This is a genomic window from Phytobacter ursingii (genome assembly GCF_001022135.1).
Classification (GTDB): domain Bacteria; phylum Pseudomonadota; class Gammaproteobacteria; order Enterobacterales; family Enterobacteriaceae; genus Phytobacter; species Phytobacter ursingii.
Genome location: NZ_CP011602.1, coordinates 5,497,433 through 5,514,906 on the forward strand (window position 1 = coordinate 5,497,433; position 17,474 = coordinate 5,514,906).

Annotated in this window: 15 protein-coding genes and 1 pseudogene; 6 read left to right on the plus strand and 10 right to left on the minus strand. The window is 48.3% G+C overall.

Going from position 1 to position 17,474, the window contains the following annotated elements; translation table 11 throughout:
- Positions 1–41 precede the first annotated feature (41 nt).
- The 3 genes from AB182_RS29505 to AB182_RS29515 form a co-directional block, all read right to left on the minus strand.
- Positions 42–458 (minus strand): type II toxin-antitoxin system VapC family toxin, encoded by a 417-nt coding sequence (locus AB182_RS29505; RefSeq protein WP_047373142.1) that lies wholly within the window; start codon positions 456–458, stop codon positions 42–44.
- Positions 455–685: a type II toxin-antitoxin system VapB family antitoxin gene (vapB, locus tag AB182_RS29510; RefSeq protein ID WP_047373143.1), complete on the minus strand. Its 231-nt coding sequence runs from the start codon at positions 683–685 to the stop codon at positions 455–457. Before vapB ends, AB182_RS29505 begins: the two co-directional genes overlap by 4 nt.
- A 298-nt stretch (positions 686–983) precedes the next feature.
- Positions 984–2,131, minus strand: a protein-coding gene (locus tag AB182_RS29515) for an IS3 family transposase (RefSeq protein ID WP_120785385.1) whose coding sequence is annotated in 2 segments (ribosomal slippage) — positions 984–1,894 and positions 1,894–2,131 — 1,149 coding nt in all. Because the reading frame shifts where the segments join, the coding sequence is not laid out codon by codon here.
- 342 nt (positions 2,132–2,473) lie between these two features.
- On the opposite strand from AB182_RS29515, the gene AB182_RS29525 reads away from it, so the two are divergent.
- The gene (locus AB182_RS29525; RefSeq protein ID WP_263406554.1) at positions 2,474–2,770 is read left to right on the plus strand and encodes a YbjP/YqhG family protein; all 297 of its coding nucleotides are present in this window, start codon (positions 2,474–2,476) and stop codon (positions 2,768–2,770) included.
- A 249-nt stretch (positions 2,771–3,019) separates the two neighbouring features.
- Here the strand turns inward: AB182_RS29525 and AB182_RS29530 are convergent, their stop codons facing one another.
- The 6 genes from AB182_RS29530 to AB182_RS29555 form a co-directional block, all read right to left on the minus strand.
- The gene (locus tag AB182_RS29530) at positions 3,020–3,985 is read right to left on the minus strand and encodes a LysR family transcriptional regulator (protein WP_047373145.1); all 966 of its coding nucleotides are present in this window, start codon (positions 3,983–3,985) and stop codon (positions 3,020–3,022) included.
- A gap of 33 nt (positions 3,986–4,018) precedes the next feature.
- Positions 4,019–4,933, minus strand: a complete 915-nt coding sequence (locus tag AB182_RS29535; protein WP_047373146.1) for an alpha/beta fold hydrolase — start codon at positions 4,931–4,933, stop codon at positions 4,019–4,021.
- Entirely contained in the window at positions 4,933–5,811 is an 879-nt protein-coding gene (locus tag AB182_RS29540; protein ID WP_047373147.1) for a fumarylacetoacetate hydrolase family protein, read from the minus strand. The genes AB182_RS29535 and AB182_RS29540 overlap by 1 nt, the downstream gene beginning before the upstream one ends.
- A gap of 14 nt (positions 5,812–5,825) precedes the next feature.
- Entirely contained in the window at positions 5,826–6,452 is a 627-nt protein-coding gene (gene leuD / locus AB182_RS29545; RefSeq protein WP_047373148.1) for a 3-isopropylmalate dehydratase small subunit, read from the minus strand.
- Between the two features lies 1 nt (position 6,453).
- Positions 6,454–7,875: a 3-isopropylmalate dehydratase large subunit gene (gene leuC, locus AB182_RS29550; protein ID WP_047373149.1), complete on the minus strand. Its 1,422-nt coding sequence runs from the start codon at positions 7,873–7,875 to the stop codon at positions 6,454–6,456.
- A gap of 131 nt (positions 7,876–8,006) precedes the next feature.
- Positions 8,007–9,245 (minus strand): MFS transporter, encoded by a 1,239-nt coding sequence (locus tag AB182_RS29555; protein WP_103281690.1) that lies wholly within the window; start codon positions 9,243–9,245, stop codon positions 8,007–8,009.
- Positions 9,246–9,492: 247 nt separating this feature from the next.
- On the opposite strand from AB182_RS29555, the gene AB182_RS32740 reads away from it, so the two are divergent.
- Entirely contained in the window at positions 9,493–9,639 is a 147-nt protein-coding gene (locus AB182_RS32740; protein ID WP_071845976.1) for a transposase, read from the plus strand.
- 83 nt (positions 9,640–9,722) lie between these two features.
- Here the strand turns inward: AB182_RS32740 and AB182_RS29565 are convergent, their stop codons facing one another.
- Positions 9,723–10,691: an IS110 family RNA-guided transposase gene (locus tag AB182_RS29565; RefSeq protein WP_047369795.1), complete on the minus strand. Its 969-nt coding sequence runs from the start codon at positions 10,689–10,691 to the stop codon at positions 9,723–9,725.
- A gap of 188 nt (positions 10,692–10,879) precedes the next feature.
- Here AB182_RS29565 and AB182_RS31645 point away from each other — a divergent pair.
- The 4 genes and pseudogenes from AB182_RS31645 to AB182_RS29590 all read left to right on the plus strand — a co-directional run bounded on the left by AB182_RS31645 (position 10,880) and on the right by AB182_RS29590 (position 17,378).
- Positions 10,880–12,015 (plus strand): annotated as a pseudogene (locus AB182_RS31645) (IS3 family transposase).
- A gap of 337 nt (positions 12,016–12,352) precedes the next feature.
- The gene (locus AB182_RS29580; protein WP_047373153.1) at positions 12,353–13,252 is read left to right on the plus strand and encodes a helix-turn-helix transcriptional regulator; all 900 of its coding nucleotides are present in this window, start codon (positions 12,353–12,355) and stop codon (positions 13,250–13,252) included.
- A 218-nt stretch (positions 13,253–13,470) separates the two neighbouring features.
- Positions 13,471–15,672: an SMC family protein gene (locus tag AB182_RS29585; protein ID WP_047373154.1), complete on the plus strand. Its 2,202-nt coding sequence runs from the start codon at positions 13,471–13,473 to the stop codon at positions 15,670–15,672.
- On the plus strand, positions 15,672–17,378 hold the full coding sequence (locus tag AB182_RS29590; protein WP_047373155.1) for a LeoA/HP0731 family dynamin-like GTPase: 1,707 nt from the start codon (positions 15,672–15,674) through the stop codon (positions 17,376–17,378). Before AB182_RS29585 ends, AB182_RS29590 begins: the two co-directional genes overlap by 1 nt.
- Positions 17,379–17,474 lie beyond the last annotated feature (96 nt).

Genomic DNA, 17,474 nt, shown 5'->3' on the forward strand with positions numbered 1-17,474 from the left:
CGGGCACGAAGCGGACTTTCGTAACCTCAGAAAATGTTTTTTTAATTTACCCATTCTTCCAGCACCAGGCCCGGCACCCGTTCAAACTCCCTCACATTATTCGTCACCAGTACGGCGCCAGCCGCAATTGCATGTCCGGCAATGGCCGTGTCGTTCGGGCCGATCGGCGTGCCGGCCATGCGCAGCGCCATCTTAATCTCAGTGGTCGCATCCACCGCGGCGCGATCCCAGGGCAGGACGGCATCGAGGCGGGCGCAGAACGCGTCAACCAGCGCAATGTGGCGCGGGGAGGCCTTCGGGCCGGTGGCGCCGGAGCGCATTTCGGCGTAAGTGATGGCCGAGACCACGATACGGTGGCCGCGCAGTACCGCCTGCTCCAGTCGCATCAGCACGGCTTCCGGCTGCTCGCGCATGATGAACGAGCAGATATTCGTGTCGAGCATATACATTTTGTTCACAGGTTAACTCGTCCTTCGTCGCTGACAACGTCCTCGCGCTCCGTCATAAAGTCCGGGTCTGCCTTTTCGAGCTCCAGGAATGAGCCCCAGGTCGGCCGGACGGGGCGCAGAATGATGCTGTCCCCTTCCCGGACGATCTCCAGCTCGCTCACCCCCTCAAAATCCATGTCACGAGGCAGACGGATGGCGCGGTTATTGCCGTTTTTAAAAATAGAAACTGTTCTCATAATTTCCTCCAGTTCCTGGAGTCGCCAGGTCGAATGAAAAACATACTCAAATACTGAAATCTTCATCATATGCCAAGTATATGTAGATGCATGGTATATGTATAGTTATAGCATATGCAGATGTAGGGCATATGAATAGGTTTAACATATCCTTACTTCTCACTTTTTCACCCTAGATCCGAAAAGCGGTAGACCCGGAGATTGATGAAATTATGTGAATTTTGACTCATATCTATTTCACCATGTCTCCACCATGCTACCTGTACTTGCTGGTTTATTTTGAATCGCCACGGATAATCTAGACACTTCCGAGCCGTTGATAATACTGGTTTTCATATTCTGTCGGTGACATCTGTTCGCTAGAACCATGCCGACGCTTACTGTTATAAAACATTTCGATGTAATCAAAAATATCACTGCGGGCTTCTTCCCGCGTTCCGTAGATCTTTTTCTTTATCCGTTCACGTTTCAACAACTGGAAAAAACTTTCTGCAACCGCATTATCATGGCAGTTACCGCGACGGCTCATGCTACCCTCCAGGCCGTGTGATTTCAGGAACGACTGCCACTCATGGCTTGTGTACTGACTGCCCTGAACCGAATGAACCAGCACCTGTTTTTCGGGATTACGCCGCCATACAGCCATCAGCAGTGCGTTCAGGACAATGTCCTTTGTCATCCGGGATTGCATGGACCAGCCGATAATTTTGCGTGAGAACAGATCAACAACAACGGCAAGATACAGCCAGCCTTCGTGGGTCCTGATGTAGGTTATGTCCGTTACCCAACGCTCATCAGGAGCATCCGGATTGAACTGTCGCTGGAGCCTGTTGGGTGACACGATACTGGCCTCGCCTTTACGTGCCCGCGGGCTTCGGTATCCGACCTGAGCCTTTATTCCGACACGTTTTATCAGTCTCCAGACTCTGTTTACTCCGCACTGTTGCCCGCTGTCACGCAGATCCAGATGGATTTTGCGATAACCATAGACGCATCCCGATTCCAGCCAGAACTGTTTAATCTGTCCTGTCAGTCTCAGGTCTGCCTGATGGCGTTGTGAATGCGGCTGCTGAAGCCAGGCGTAAAAACCACTGGGATGAACATCCAGCACCCGACAGAGCAGGCGAACAGGCCAGCAACAGGAGTTGTCACGGATAAAGGCGTACCTCAGTCGGACAGCTTTGCGAAGTACGCCGCGGCTTTTTTTAATATGTCCCGTTCGTCGGTAACCCGTTTCAGCTCTTTCTGGAGACGGCGGATCTCGGCCTGAGCATCTGACTGTTCTTTATTAGTGGAAGAATCCGGACCGTACTTCTTTATCCAGGCATAAAGGCTGTGGGTGGTGATATCGAGACGTGTTGCAACGCTGGCAACAGAATAACCGCGATCAACAACCTGTTTGACTGCTTCAGTTTTAAACTCTTCGGGATAACGCTTACCGCTCATGGGCACCTCTCTTTAAGCCATCTTAAATGACTCTGAGGTGTCTGTTAAACCCGTGGCGATTCATTCAGGTGGCGCAAAACGGTTGTTTCATGGATACGTTGGGACTGCGCAATCATGCCGGTTGACCAGCCTTCTGAAGAAAGCAATACGCAGCGGACCCGGTCGCGGATATGGGGATCACGACTTTTTCGTTGCAATGCTTCGAGTGCGATTTTTGTTCTGCGGTCAGCTCAATATTCATAGCCGTTAACATGATCCTGATTTTCTTCGAAATCAAGCATCTTCAATGATCACGGGTATATTTCGAAGGATACACTAGCCCAACTAAATACTATCTCTCATATTTATGAGCAGGAGATTATCGATACCGATTACTATACATATGCGCAAGATTATTCAGCAGATTGGATCCCCTTGTTGAAAGTTGGAAAAGCAAAAATTTCCTTTGGTGGTAATTATGTTGATGTTTGGCTGGGTCGGCAAAACAATCAGACATATCAAATTGGGGTCTACTTAAAAAGAGAGAGCGGCAAGTGGAAAATATACAGAGTGAAGAATGTGACTGCCGGTTACGAGCAGTATATATTTGACACACACGCCATTGAGAAAGCGAAGCAACACGCCGCAAGCATCAATTAATTAAGGAGATTATGACGGCTGATTAATTAATCCCAACTCGCGGTCGTCATTAACCATCATTGTGCTTTTCTTTCGTCCCACAGCGTTTATGCTTTTCGGCCAATGCCATCTGGTCGATATTAACCCTCGCCTCAACCTCCGATATTCCTCACCCCGAAAGCGGGAGGTAAAAATATGACACTTAAACCTGGCGATAACTCCGGTAAAAACGGAGGCATCTATGCGGAGGTTGGCCCACATGGTGGGGTATCACAACACGCCCGGTGATTTGCCGCCTGGCAAGCATTGCGCAAGATGCTCAGTGAGGAAATCGATGCAAGTTTTGATACGATCAGAACTTGATGAACGCCGGGTGTATACAGCCCAGATATTCGCTTCCTGATACCACTGAGGCAACACGTGAACCAGCTCATCTCGTTCAATATACTGCGCAACATCCCATTCCGACCGCAATGTAATGCCATGGCCTTTCAGTGCCCAAATAAGCACCACACTGCCGCTGTTGGAAGAATGAAAACCGTTTAGTCGGCAATGTGTCTGCTGCTTACCGTCTGTTAATATCCAATTGCCAAATGCCGAGTTTTTTTCCTGAATCATCAGGCAATCATGCTGCACAAGCGCACTAACAGACTCTGGTTTGCCGTGGCGTTCGAGGTATTCAGGGGAAGCACACAGGATCCGTCGATTAGTGGCTAACTGCCGTGCGATATACAATTCGTTGATGTCATCCCCAACGCGAATTTCAATATCCACCCCCTCTTCCACCAGATCCACTTCACGATCCGTTAGCGTGAGTTTTACCGTAATATCAGGATAGGCGATCATAAATGACGACAGCGCCTCTGCGACATATTTATGCCCAAAACCAAATGAGCAGTTGATGGTGATATTACCAGCCAACACGCCACGTTGATTATCCAGACGACTTACAAAACCATCCATTTCACTGACGACCTGCATAGCCCCACCCAGCGCATTTTCGCCTTCCGGTGTGAGGCGCATCACTCTGTTATTACGAAAAAAAAGCCGGGCGTTGAGACATTTTTCAAGGATAGCGATACGTTTGCTGATATAGGAGGGAGATAGCCCCAACTCCAGCGCTGCCCGGGCAAATCCACCGTTGCGGGCAACGGTGACAAAAACGAAAAGATCTTCAACAGAAGGCCAGCTCTCAAGGGGCTGGCGATGTTTTTTTCCTACAGGTGTCGTTTTCATAGCATCAGTGCGAAGTTGCAAAGGATGACCGAGTTATAGCACTGAATGTAAAAAGGACTGAAGTTTCTGGATAAAGTACTCAGGGCACTCTTCCTGCGGGGAGTGTCCGCAAGGCAATGCTTCCCCTTGAACGTTCAGCGCCTTTTCTTTCCAAGTATCAACCACATCATACAGTTGCCCTACCGTTCCCAGTCCGCCCCACAGCAGCTGCAACGGGCACCGGATACGCGCCGACGTATCTGCGGCATCATCGTCCAAATCAATCGTCGCAGCAGCCCGATAGTCCTCACAGATCGCGTGGATCATCTCAGGATTCTGGTAACAGCGTAGGTATTCATTGAATGCTTCCTGCGAGGTCGCGCCCTCTATTTTGAGCTGACCCGAAATATGCTTACGCAGAAAAAATGCCGGATCGTGCGCAATCATCGTTTCGGGTAACGGGAAGGGTTGAATCAGGAAAAACCACCAGAAGTAACGCGTGGCAAAGGATTTATCGGTCAAGGCGTACATCGTCGCGGTTGGGGCAATGTCGATAAAAGTACAACATGTCACACGATCCGGATAATCCAGCGCGAGCCTGTGGCCTACGCGTCCTCCACGATCGTGCCCTACGAAGGCAAAACGGGAAAAGCCGAGCGCGTCCATTAACATGACAATATCCTGCGCCATGGTGCGCTTTGAATAGGTACGGTGCGCCGGATCGCTCGTTGGTTTATCGCTGTCGCCATAGCCACGTAAATCCGGCAAAATGACTGTATGATTTTGCGCCAATGTCGGTGCGACTTTCCGCCATGTCGTATGATTCTGCGGATGCCCATGTAGCAGTACCAAAGGTGAACCGCTGCCTCCGATAGCCACTCTTACCGTCAGACCATTTTCCAGACGAACATCCTTGAGCGCAAACCCCGGAATAAACGGAGAAGCGCCGCATTCAATCAGTGTACTCATCACTTTCTCCCGTCATACCAGCTAACAGATGATGTTAAATAACGGCTATCCCGGACGACATTACGCAGGGTTCCAATATGTTCAATCTCAACTTCAATAACATCACCATCGTATAAAAACAGCGGCGGAACGCGTTTTTTGCCCACTCCACCAGGCGACCCTGTGAGGATCGTGTCGCCAGGGGAAAGCAGAGTAAAGGTGCTTATATAAGCAATGAGTGAAGCGATAGGATGGATCATATTTGCCGTAGATTCGTTCTGCACCTCCCGTCCGTTTAGTCGCGTCAGTAAACGTAGCGCCTGGGGATCGGGAATGTCGTCTGTGGTCACCAGACACGGACCGAATGCTCCTGTCGAAGGCCAGTTTTTTCCAGCCGTAAACCAGCTATGCTGCCAGTCCCTCACTGAACCATCCATATAGCAGCTGTATCCGGCGACATAATCTAAAGCATCCTCAGCGCTGACACGGGAGCATGGCCGCCCAATTACTACGGCTAATTCACCTTCGTAGTCGAACTCATTGGTATTTTCAGGCTTCAGCAGCGGGCCATTATGCCCGGTCTGAGAATCCGCAAAGCGGACAAAAAGAGTTGGAGCCGGGTTGGTTTCATTAAACTCAATACGCTTATCGGCGTAATTCATTCCGACACAGATGATCTTCTGCGGATCGTCAATCACCGGCAGAAAGGCGACATCCTGGTAGTAATAATCCGCCGGCTCATCACACCATAACGCCGCATCCGTCAGCGCGTTAGCACATAGTAGAGATTTCAACGTGGGATATTTGTTGCCAAGCCGCCGCGAGAGATCGATTATTCCGGTTTCCTGCATAATGCCGTAGCATTTGCCACCGTTCACAAGATATTGAACCAGTTTCATTACAGTCTTCTTCCTTAACCGCGCGGGGATGCAGGGCGTTTCAACCACGGCCGCCGTGAATAATGCGCAACCTCAAAATTTTCAATATCCGGCAAGTATTGCAATGTCCAGGCTATCGCATCTTCGCCTGCGACCAGCATCTCCCGTTTGAGTTCACTGATTACAAAGGAGATCGTTTCCTCTGCCGCCGTAATTTCGCAGCGATCGAGTGAAACAGTGATAGCATTGGTATCAGCACTCGCGGCAAGCTGCGCCAGGCGCGCCAAAGCAGGTTCATCTAATGAGACAGTGAGGATCCCGTTGCGTTGGCAGTTATCATCGAAAATGCCTGCAAATGTGCTACCTATCAGCCCCCGTACTCCTAGTTGTTTTAATCCCCATACGGCGTGTTCGCGACTCGATCCACAGCCAAAATTGGGGCCAACCAGCAGGAATGTCGCGCTCTGCCAGCCCGGCATGTTCAGAATAAAATCAGGATTTGGTTGGCCGCCAGCCATAAAGCGACGATCGAAAAACACCCCTTTATCCAGCCCCTGGCGATCGATCCCTTTCAGGAACTGTTTTGGCATAATCACATCGGTGTCGATATTCGGTTCCAGCATCGGCGCAATTCGCCCGCTGATTTGCTTAAACGTATCCATCTTATTCCCCTGCCTGAAGTAATGAGCGAACATCGACCAGATGCCCAGCTACCGCCGCCGCTGCAACCATCGCCGGACTCATCAAATGCGTTCTTGCTCCAGCGCCCTGTCGTCCAGGGAAATTACGGTTCGTACCTGATGCACAGCGATCTCCGGGCGACAACACATCTTCATTCATCGCAAGGCACATTGAGCAACCTGACTGCCGCCATTCAAAACCGGCAGCAATAAAGATTTTCGCCAGCCCTTCTTCTTCCGCCTGGCGTCTGACCATTGTTGAACCGGGCACAATGATCCCGCGAACATGGCTGGCGATTTTGCGCCCTTCAAGCACCTTCGCAACGGCACGCAAATCCTCAATGCGGCCATTTGTGCATGAACCAATAAAAGCGTGAGAGATACGAATATCTTTCAGCAACATGCCAGCCGTTAATCCCATGTAATGAAGGGCCTTCTCAAGCGCCAGGCGTTTAAGCTGATTGGTTTCCTGTTCCGGGAAAGGGACACGTCCGGTGATGGAACCCGTTTGATCCGGGCTGATTCCCCAGGTGACTTTAGGCTCAAGATCATGGCAGTTGATCGCCACCGTCTTATCAAATACCGCATCAGCATCGCTGCTCAACTGTGACCATTCCAGCAATGCCTGCTGCCAGAGTTCACCTACAGGCATTTGCGGTTTACCGTAGATATAGTCAAAAACCTTTTTATCCGGCGCAATAATGGCACCACGCGCCCCCGCTTCTACCGCCATGTTGCAGAGCGTCATTCGTCCTTCAACGCTCAACGCGCTGATGGCCTCCCCCTCAAATTCAATGGCATATCCGGTAGCGCCATCAGCGCCAATACGTTCAAGCAATTCAAGAACAATATCTTTTGCGGAACAGGCGAAAGGTAGCTCTCCCTGAACGCTTACGCGCATGGTTTTGAGCTTGCGGTAAACCAGCGTCTGCGTGGCCAGCAGATGTTCAATTTCCGACGTCCCGATACCAAAGCCCAGCGCGCCAAATGCACCGTAGGTTGTCGTGTGACTATCCCCGGCGGCGATCACCATTCCAGGCATCACTAGCCCTTGTTCATGAGCAACCACGTGTTCAATCCCCTGACGCGGATCCAGCACATCAAATAATGTGATGCCAAAGTCGGCGGCATTTTCCCGAAAGTAATCAACCTGTAGCTGTCCTCCCGGATCTGTCATTAAGACATCCCGTTGCGACCGAGTAGGATTAACATGGTCAATATTCAATAAAAACGTGTCGGGGTGCCGAACGGTGCGACCGCGCTCTCTTAACCCGCTAAATGCCTGCGGGCTGGTATATTCATTAAGTATTGAACGATCAATATAAAGTAAAACATGCCCTTCGTTATCAAGTTCACGAATGGTATGTGACTCAACTAATTTCTCATACAGCGTTTTAGCAGACATATATATTCCTGGAGCAACGAATATCCGGGTAGCCAAATATTCACAGTTTAAGCTTTTAGCTATAGTGACACATTAATGAAAAAATGATGATTCCATTATGGAAAGTATAAAAAAACACTTCGTGTCTATAATCAGAAAGTCTCCTGAATTGACTGTGTTTTGATTTGCGGTTGTTTCTCATATTTTGCGAAAATAAACCGGCAGATAAATAATCCAATCCCCAGCATCACCAGACATGATACCGCAATAGCATTCCATCCCTGCCAGGAGAAAAGATACCCGTTTAAATACCCCATTACTGCACCGCCAGAGTAGTAGCAAAGCAGATAAAACGATGTCGCCTGTCCTTTTGCTTTTGGACTCCTTGAACTGACCCAGGCTAATACGGTGGAATGAGCAGAGAAAAATGCGACTGACAGTAAAACGATACCTGAGATGAAAACCCACAGATAGGGGGCGATCAGCGTGAGAAATGCACCGACCATCATACAGATGAGCAGCATACTGATCGCATTCATCGACCCAATATTCAACGCGACACGGGCAGCATATGGCGCAAGAAAAAAAGTTAATGAGAAGCTGACAGGAATCAAACCTATCCAAGTGTAGCTCAGCTCATAAGGCGGTCGATGCAGGTAAAACGCCAGAAAATTAAAGATGGACGTAAAAGAGCCGAAAAGAATAAATCCAATGACAAAACATAATGATACGCGGATATTCTTAAAATGTTCCAACCCGCCTTTCAACACTGCACCAAGCTGTAGTGAAGGTGTAGGAATAAACTGTCGGGATGTCGGGAGAAACAACTTCACCGCGAGTGCCATAGCAATCAGAACACCACCGAAGATAAAGAAAATCGTATCTATAGATACGTGCTCCATCATCAAAGTTGCAAACACACGACCAGACATACTCCCTAGCGAATTGCCGAAAATAAAATATCCAGTAACAATCCCTGCCAAAGCAGGAGAGACTTCTTCACTGATATAGACTGTAACAGCCGCCGTAATACCACTTACTGCAATGCCGAGCAAAGCGCGGTATACCACCAGCATCGGCCATGATGATGCAGTTGCGCACAGTAGAGTTAAAGTACCTCCTGCCAGCAACGAATAAAAAATGATTGGCTTTCGCCCAAAACGGTCAGATAACGTGCCGCTAAATAACATGGCTAATGCCAGAAACCCCACCTCAGCAGACAAAATCATCCCTACCTGATTCAATGGGATATTATAAACCTCACTTAACTTTGGTAATAAAGCCTGGATTGAATATAAAGACGCCAACTCTGCCAACCCAGCCAGAGGTAATATCATTAAAATAGGCAAGTACTTACCTATTGTCTCTTCAATATTATTTTTCATACACAATGTTCCGTAAAAGATCCTGATTGCCATATGCCTGTTTGCCAGCAAACATCCGCGTATACAATATTTATCTTTTACGTTTACAGAATTGACAGCGTTCACATTTTATTTTTCTTAATAGAGACAAAATGGAATCAAGTGTTTTATGAAATGTAGATCATCTAAGAATGACGCGGTAATGGCAACGTAGTAAGTTATGAACTATACCCGTGATCATTGAAGATGCTTGATTTCGAAGAAAATCAGGATCATGTTAACGGCTATGAATATTGAGCTGACCGCAGAACAAAAAATCGCACTCGAAGCATTGCAACGAAAAAGTCGTGCCCCCCATATCCGCGACCGGGTCCGCTGCGAATTGCTTTCGTCAGAAGTCTGGTCAACCGGCATGATTTGAATCGCCACGGATAATTGGACTGACCCCGTCTCCATAGACGATCCTGCCCTATAGTTGAGCATAGCAACTGTCCTCGAACCCGATTACGAAGCATGTTGGTGATACAACGGATCCCATGCTTCATTATTTTTCAGCATTGCGTTAAGGATGGTCAGTAGTTTTCTGATGCAGGCGGTCAGTGCAACCTTTTTTGGTTTTCCTGCGGCAACGAGGCGTGTATAGAATTCTTTAATTACTGGGTTGTGCCTCGTCCCGACCAGTGCGGACATATAGAGAGCTGTTCGGACGGAGGCTCGCCCTCCAAATACCGTTCGGCGACCGCGCATTGTGCCGGAATCTCTGTTTACTGGAGCAACCCCAATAAGCGCACTAATTTCACGTCGTGACAACGTTCCAAGCTCCGGAACCTCAGCCAGCAGCACGGCAACAGTCGCTGCACCAACACCTTTAACGGCGCTCAATAATGCAGATAATTCACTGAAATTTTTCGAAATATAGGCTGACATTTCAGCTTCTATACGAGCCATTTCACTTTTTAATACCGAAATAATAAATCTGATACTTTCGTGATTCTGAGGATGCGATGGATGCAATCTGTTTCGCTCAGCTGTAAGCATTATCGTTAATTGTCGGCGTCTGACCACCATTGCTGCCAGCAACTGCCTGTGAGCATCAGGTAAGGGACGAATATATTTTTCCCGCTCAGGATGCTGGTTAATAACTTTTGCCATTTGTAGCAGGACTCTGGCATCTATTTGGTCGGTCTTAGCCAGATAGCCCATTGCGCGGGCAAAATCTCGCGCCTGTCGGGGATTGATAACAACCACATCAAAACCTTCAGACTGAAGATAGCCAGCCACACCAGACTCAAGTCCCCCGGTGGCTTCCATCAGGATCAGTTGAGTTTCATTTCGCTTTAACTCTTTGAGTATCTGATTAAAACCGCCATCTTCATTTGGCACAGTGAATGACTGGGCAATATTGCTGATTGCAATATCCAGAGTGCTTTTCGAAACATCAATGCCTGCACAACGTTGATTTGACACGCTCATCTATACCCCTCCTTGCAAATACGATTTGAAGTTCAGACAACTGTTCGGGCTTCAGATGAACGACTCAGCCTGTGCGTCAGTCGCTATGCTGCGGGCTTGAATAACCCCAGGAGGAATCGGACTACACGGGCTTTGCCAAATCTAAGCCAGAACATAGTAATCCACTTTCAAGATACAAGGGGGAGCATATGGGCACACCACGTTTTACACCTGAATTTAAGGAAGAAGCCGTCCGTCAGATAACGGAACGAGGTTATTCCGTTGCCGAAGTATCCGAGCGCCTTGGCGTTTCTGCGCACAGCCTCTACAAGTGGCTCCGCGCTATCAAGCCTGATAACAGCGAACAGCATGCCCGGGATTTACTGGAAGCCAAAAGCGAGATCCTGAAACTACGGGCGCAGCTAAAACGCACCGAAGAAGAACGGGATATTCTGAAAAAGGCCGCGCGGTACTTTGCAAGGGAGCCCGACTGAAGTACCGCTTTATCAATGAACATCGCACTGTATGGGGTGTGATGACGATGTGTCGGGTACTGAATGTCGCCCGGGCCGGATTCTATGCGTGGCTGCACAACCCGGTCTCGGCGCGTGATAAAGATAACCAGCGCCTGCTGATGCTTATCCGCGACTCCTATTCACTGAGCGGAGGCGTATACGGTTACCGGCGGGTTCATGGCGATCTGAACGAAATCGGGGAAACCTGCGGTAAAAACCGGGTGGGTCGCATCATGCAACTGAACCGGATTAAAGCTGTACGCGGCTATAAAGTGCCACGTCGTTTCGCCGGCAGACCTTCCGTGGTTGCGCCTAATCGCGTGCAGCGGCAGTTTACCGTTGTCCGGGCCAATCAGGTCTGGGTCACCGATATTACTTATATCCGCACCTGGCAGGGATGGCTGTATCTGGCGGTGGTTATCGATCTCTTCGCCCGTAATGTGGTCGGCTGGTCAATGAAGCCCACTCTCTCACGCGAACTGGCACTCGACGCACTGATGATGGCGGTCTGGCGACGTAAACCGGACGGCGAGGTCATCGTACATAGCGATCAAGGTAGCCAGTATGGCAGTGACGACTGGCAGCGCTTCTGCCGGGCCAATAACCTGGCGCCGAGCATGAGCCGGCGTGGCAATTGCTGGGATAATGCGGTGGCTGAATCGTTCTTCAGTTCACTGAAAAAAGAAAGCATCAGGAAGAGAATATACAAAACCCGGGATCTGGCCCGGGCGGATATCTTCGATTAGATTGAAGTCTTCTATAACCGGGCCCGGCGCCACAGTCACCTCGGCGGCGTCAGTCCGGAGGCCTTCGAACAGGCCTCGTCGTGAGGACAGAATTTGTCTACTGTTGTGGGGGCAGTCCAAACTCATTTTTAGACATACCGTTCTCCTTAACTGATAACGTAAATGTTTACTCTTCAGAAGAGCTGGTACGCGCCCATTAAGCCCGCCTTACAACTGGCGCTCAACCCCCCCCCTTTGCCAGCCCCAGCATCGGCTAAGGAGTTATCCTACCTAAAATAGTAGGCATTAAAATTTTAGTTTATGGTTTTTTAGCCGTTAACTATTAATGGCGATCCACTTAAAAAAATTACGCAGTAAAAATGTGCACCAGCGTAGTGCATGTGAAGGTCTTTTATGACAGCGTTTTTCCGGGCAAAAAAGAATGAAAGTCAACACCAGTAAAAAACATGAGCTACTTATTGAACGACTGTGTGAAACATTTGGCGCTCTATACCAGGGTAACGTGATTGATAAATCATGGCTCTGCGAAACGTTCGGTATAACAGAGCGTACGGCGTACCGCGATTTAGCCAGACTGTCTCATCTTCTTGATGAAGTCTCGACCGGGCGCTACAAACTTAACCCTCTCTTTCTGCCCTCACTTCATATCGGCCATCTCGCCGAGTTTGCCAGTTTTGCCGGTGTCGCCCACCTTTTTCCGCACAATGACGGCAAATCACTGCGTGATCAAATGAAAAATGCAGACAATATCAAGATCCAGGGAAGCAGCAGCCGGGATAACCATCAATTTAGTAGCCTGATGGACAAGCTTGATAACGCCATAACCGCTCACCGGGTGATAAGCTGCAATTATCGCAGTAAATCCCGCTTTATTCAGCCCTACCGCCTGATTAACCACTACGGACTATGGTATCTGGCTGGCGTCGATGAAGACAGCCTAAAAGCCTTTGAACTGGCCCGTCTTGAACAACTGGCGGTGACAGATAAACCCTTTTGTGCCGATCCCTCTGTGATAAAGGAACTCAACGAAACGACCGGCATTCGGTTCGGCAAGCGTACCGAAGCCACTTTGTGGGTTTCTGCTCATGCCTCCGCCTACGTCACCCGACGCCCGCTTTTCCCTGGGCAGCGCATCACACAAACCCACCCGGACGGTAGCCTGACGCTTATCACGGATGTTAGCGATCAGCACACGCTGTTCCGCTGGCTACGCTACTGGTTGCCCGATATTCGCATTCTGTCCCCGGTATCGCTGAAGGAGGCATTCAGCACAGATTTCCATACGCGGGCGACAACTTATGCAGAATACGATGCGGGCTGATGCAATAATCTCACGGCTGCATCTTTTTTTATAAGGCTTTTACCGGGAAGGACTGACACAACCTGTCTCAGGCTATAGATAAGATTTTACTGACCAGACGCATTGCTGTCAGACGCCATAAAAATTCCCGGCACAGACCACAGGACTTGATGTTCAGTGAACGCAAGGGCTGTTTATCTCCACCAGATGGTAATCATTGCGCTTTAGAAGGATGCTTTATGTCAGTTGATGTTGAAACGCCTCATTTACTTTATCAAAAAATATCTCTGGAGGTTGGGCGTATTATCAGCAATCTCACCGAGAACACTACCAACGAGAAGCTACAAGAAACCAATGAAGATGCGCGAGGGAAATTAGAAGCCTTCCGCAAGGCCTTAGATGCAAATATTGAGAGTCTGAAACGAAACGCAGAGTGGGATCGATTTACTATTGCTTTTTATGGCGAAACCAACGCAGGAAAATCAACGGTCATTGAGACACTGCGAATATTGTTAAAAGAAGAGAGCAAGCAACAACGTCAGAAAGCTTTCCGTGAATTTCAACACCACCACCAGCTCAATGATAGCGATATTGAAAAATTGCAACAGTCGCTGGATGACAATCAAAAAAACGCCAGTGAACTAACCCAGGCGATAGAAGCCATTAATTCACAGTACATTGAGCGGGAAACGACACTACAGCAGCAAATCAATGCCCTAAGCGCGCTCATTCTCGCGCAGCAGCAGTTGAGCTCCATATGGCAAAAATTGCTTAACTTGTGGCGAAAAACGCCAGAACAAAAAGAACATTCATACTTACTTGTGAAACAACGTGCGCTGGATATTGAAAAAGCCGCTGAATTAAAAGAGCTGGAAAATCAAAAAACTGACTGCGATGCGCAAACAGCAGAACTACAGCAGTTGCAGGCAGCACAACAGGCAAAATTTGCCGAATTAGCAAAACTGGCAGATGGTGAAATCATTGGCACGGGTGTTTCAGATTTTACCATGGACACTACACTCTATCCTTTCGAAGCCAATCAACAGCGCTTTGCCTTGCTGGATGTTCCGGGTATTGAAGGTAAAGAGAGCAAAGTGCTGGCACAAATCCAGCAGGCGGTAGAGAAAGCCCATGCCGTGTTCTACGTCACCAGCAAAGCCACAGCGCCGCAAAAAGGTGATGAAAATAACCCAGGCACACTGGAAAAAATCAAATCGCACCTTAATGCTCAGACTGAAGTCTGGACATTGTTTAATAAGCGGATTACTAATCCGATGCAATTAAACCGCCCGACGTTGCTAAGCCCTGATGAAGAACACAGTCTGGAGGATTTGAATGAAAAAATGCGCGAACAGCTTGGGGATAATTACTGCGATACCTGGACAGTAAGCGCAATGCCCGCATTTCTGAGCGTGGCTGAACATCTTGTCCCGGGCTCCGAGAACCTCAAAAAACAAAGTAAGTTATTAGAAAGCCTTGGCAAAGATGTTGTTCTCGATAAAACGGGGTTGACCGGTTTTTTAAACCTGTTGACACAAAAGCTTGTCGCGAACAGTAAAGAAAAAATTACCCATTCGAATATCAATAAAGCACGGAAAACAGTGGAAGATGCTACCGTAGAAATTACGCGTCTGCAGAAAGAAACCTACGGCAAATTGTCTAAGCAATTAGATGACGAAATGCAGAACGCCCATCAGTTGTTAGATATATCGCTTGCTTCTCTGAAATCACGCCTCTCAAACCAGGGCGAAGAAGCTGTCGAAAAATTTAAAAATAAAACCCGCAGACATGTTTATGCCGAGATCGACAGCGATATCAGCAATGACCGTTTCAAAAGCACACTGGAAAATTGTCTTACACGGCAACATGCGGAACTGGAAAAAGAACTTCCGGGGCTTCTCAAACGTGAACTGGATATTTTTAAGGATGAAACTGAAGATATCGTCCGACGCTTCCAACAGTATGCCAAAGAGATCCTGGCAACCTATTCCAGGCTGCAACAGCATAAGTTTGATGGTCAATTCGATGTAAAAATCGATATTGATAACGGTATAAAACTCACCAGTCTGCTGGCTACGTTTGTTGGCGGAGCTCTTTTGTTCTGGAACCCTGCTGGATGGATCGTGCTGGCGCCGGCGCTGGCCGGGCTGGTATTCGCATTTTACAAAGCCGTGCGCAGTTTCTTCAGTTCCAGCTACAAAATGTCGCAGCAGCGCCAGTCCGCGGATGAAAACCTGAATAAAGTCGCACGCAGCATCAATGAATCCATCAGTGAAGGGCTGACCAGCGCGTTCCCCGAACTTGAAGAGAAAGTGGAACAGCTAAAAGCCATGTTACGTGAACCTGTACGCCAGGCTTCGCATACTAACGAAATCCTAAAAGACGCAAGTCAAAAATTACAACAGTTATCCGAAAGCATTGGAATATCAGGAGCGAAATAATGGAAAAGACACTGGATGTATTTAAAACCCAGCAAACGCAAAATATTGAACTACTGAACAACCTGAGTCATTTCCTGCAACAGGGTGAATCTGTCGGTGTTCAGATGGATCCCAAATTGTTGCAGAAGTTGCAGGCCGCAAAAGAGAGTGCTGCGAATGGCAAGCTGCACATTGCTCTGATTGGTGGTTTTTCTGAGGGTAAAACCTCAATTGCCGCCGCCTGGATGGAAAAACTGGATAAATCCAGCATGAAAATCAGCCATCAGGAATCGTCCAACGAAGTCAAAATTTACGATGTGGGTTCAGATTTCGTGCTGATTGACACCCCCGGGTTATTCGGTTTTAAAGAGCAGTTCAATGAAGATATTCAGTCAATTGAAAAGTATAAGGATATGACGAAGAAGTACGTCAGCGAAGCGCACCTTGTACTGTATGTTATGAACTCCACTAATCCGATCAAAGAGAGCCACAAACAAGATCTGGAGTGGTTGTTTCGCACGCTGAATTTACTGGATCGCACTGTCTTTGTGCTCAGTCGTTTTGATGAAGTGGCTGATGTGGAAGATGAAGCCGATTATTATTCAAACGCCAGTATTAAACGTCAAAACGTTGCCTCCCGCTTACAAGACCTTATCGCCTTAACCCCGAAGGAACACGATGCATTGAGTATTGTGGCCGTAGCGGCAAACCCGTTTGATATGGGGATGGAATACTGGCTGGAGAATCCGGATAAATTTCGTGCTTTGTCACATATTAGTGAGTTACAGCAGGCCACCAGTAAAAAGATCGAGCATGGCGGCGGAATACTTGCGCTGGGTGAAGAGACAAAAAGAAGTGTTATTCGCGATGTTCTGACTCGCCAGTTACCAGTGGCGATTGAGAATGATGAACGGATTTCCCGGGAAGTTGCTGACCTTAGCGCGATCCATCAGCGCATGCGTAAAGAAATGGCTGCAATGGAAAGCAATATTTCAGAAACCCGCATCAAGCTAAAAGAATTCATCGTCGGCTATTTCAGTGACTTGATCCTGCAAGCCAAAGGATTGAGCCTGGAAACCTACACCGAATTTTTCGAACGTGAAGTTGGCGATAAAGGCATTATTATCTCCACGCGCTTAGAAAATGAATTTGAACGTCGGTTGCATACCGTTACTCAGGCATTACAACGCATGGAAATGGGTTATCAAGCTGATATCAGCCACTACAACGGCAATCTGACCGCCATGGGAAAACAGGGGCTGGATTATGTTGTAAAAAGCAAAATTATCAACAACACAACGGTTATCGCCGCGCGAGATGGCGTTGTTTCACTGGCGAAAATGGTTGGCGTTGATCTTGGTAAAATGCTGAAATTTAACCCGTGGGGGGCCTTAAACCTGGCTAAAGGATTGAATGGCGCATTGTCGGTACTGGGGCTGGCAATGGAAGCATGGGACTCATGGGAACAGCATAAGCGCGAAAAACTGTTTGCTGAGGCCGTTACTAAAATGGAAGAAAACTTCACCAGCCAGCGAGAGAACACGCTGGTAATGTTAGGTGCGTCAGATTTTATTCCTACATTTTTTACCGGTTACGCAAAACTGCACGATGAACTGGACTTACTTGAGCAATCGCTTAGTGAAAGTAAACAACGCCAGAAACGCTTTGCCGACTGGCGGTCACAAGCGGAGGCCATCGACGCTGAATTCACGCGTGTAAAGGCCTGAGAGATACGCTTACCGATGTTCTCCTGAAGAGGATGCGACATCAAACTAGCGTATTGCAACACGACAAAGCTCATAACGACCTTCGGCGTTCATATC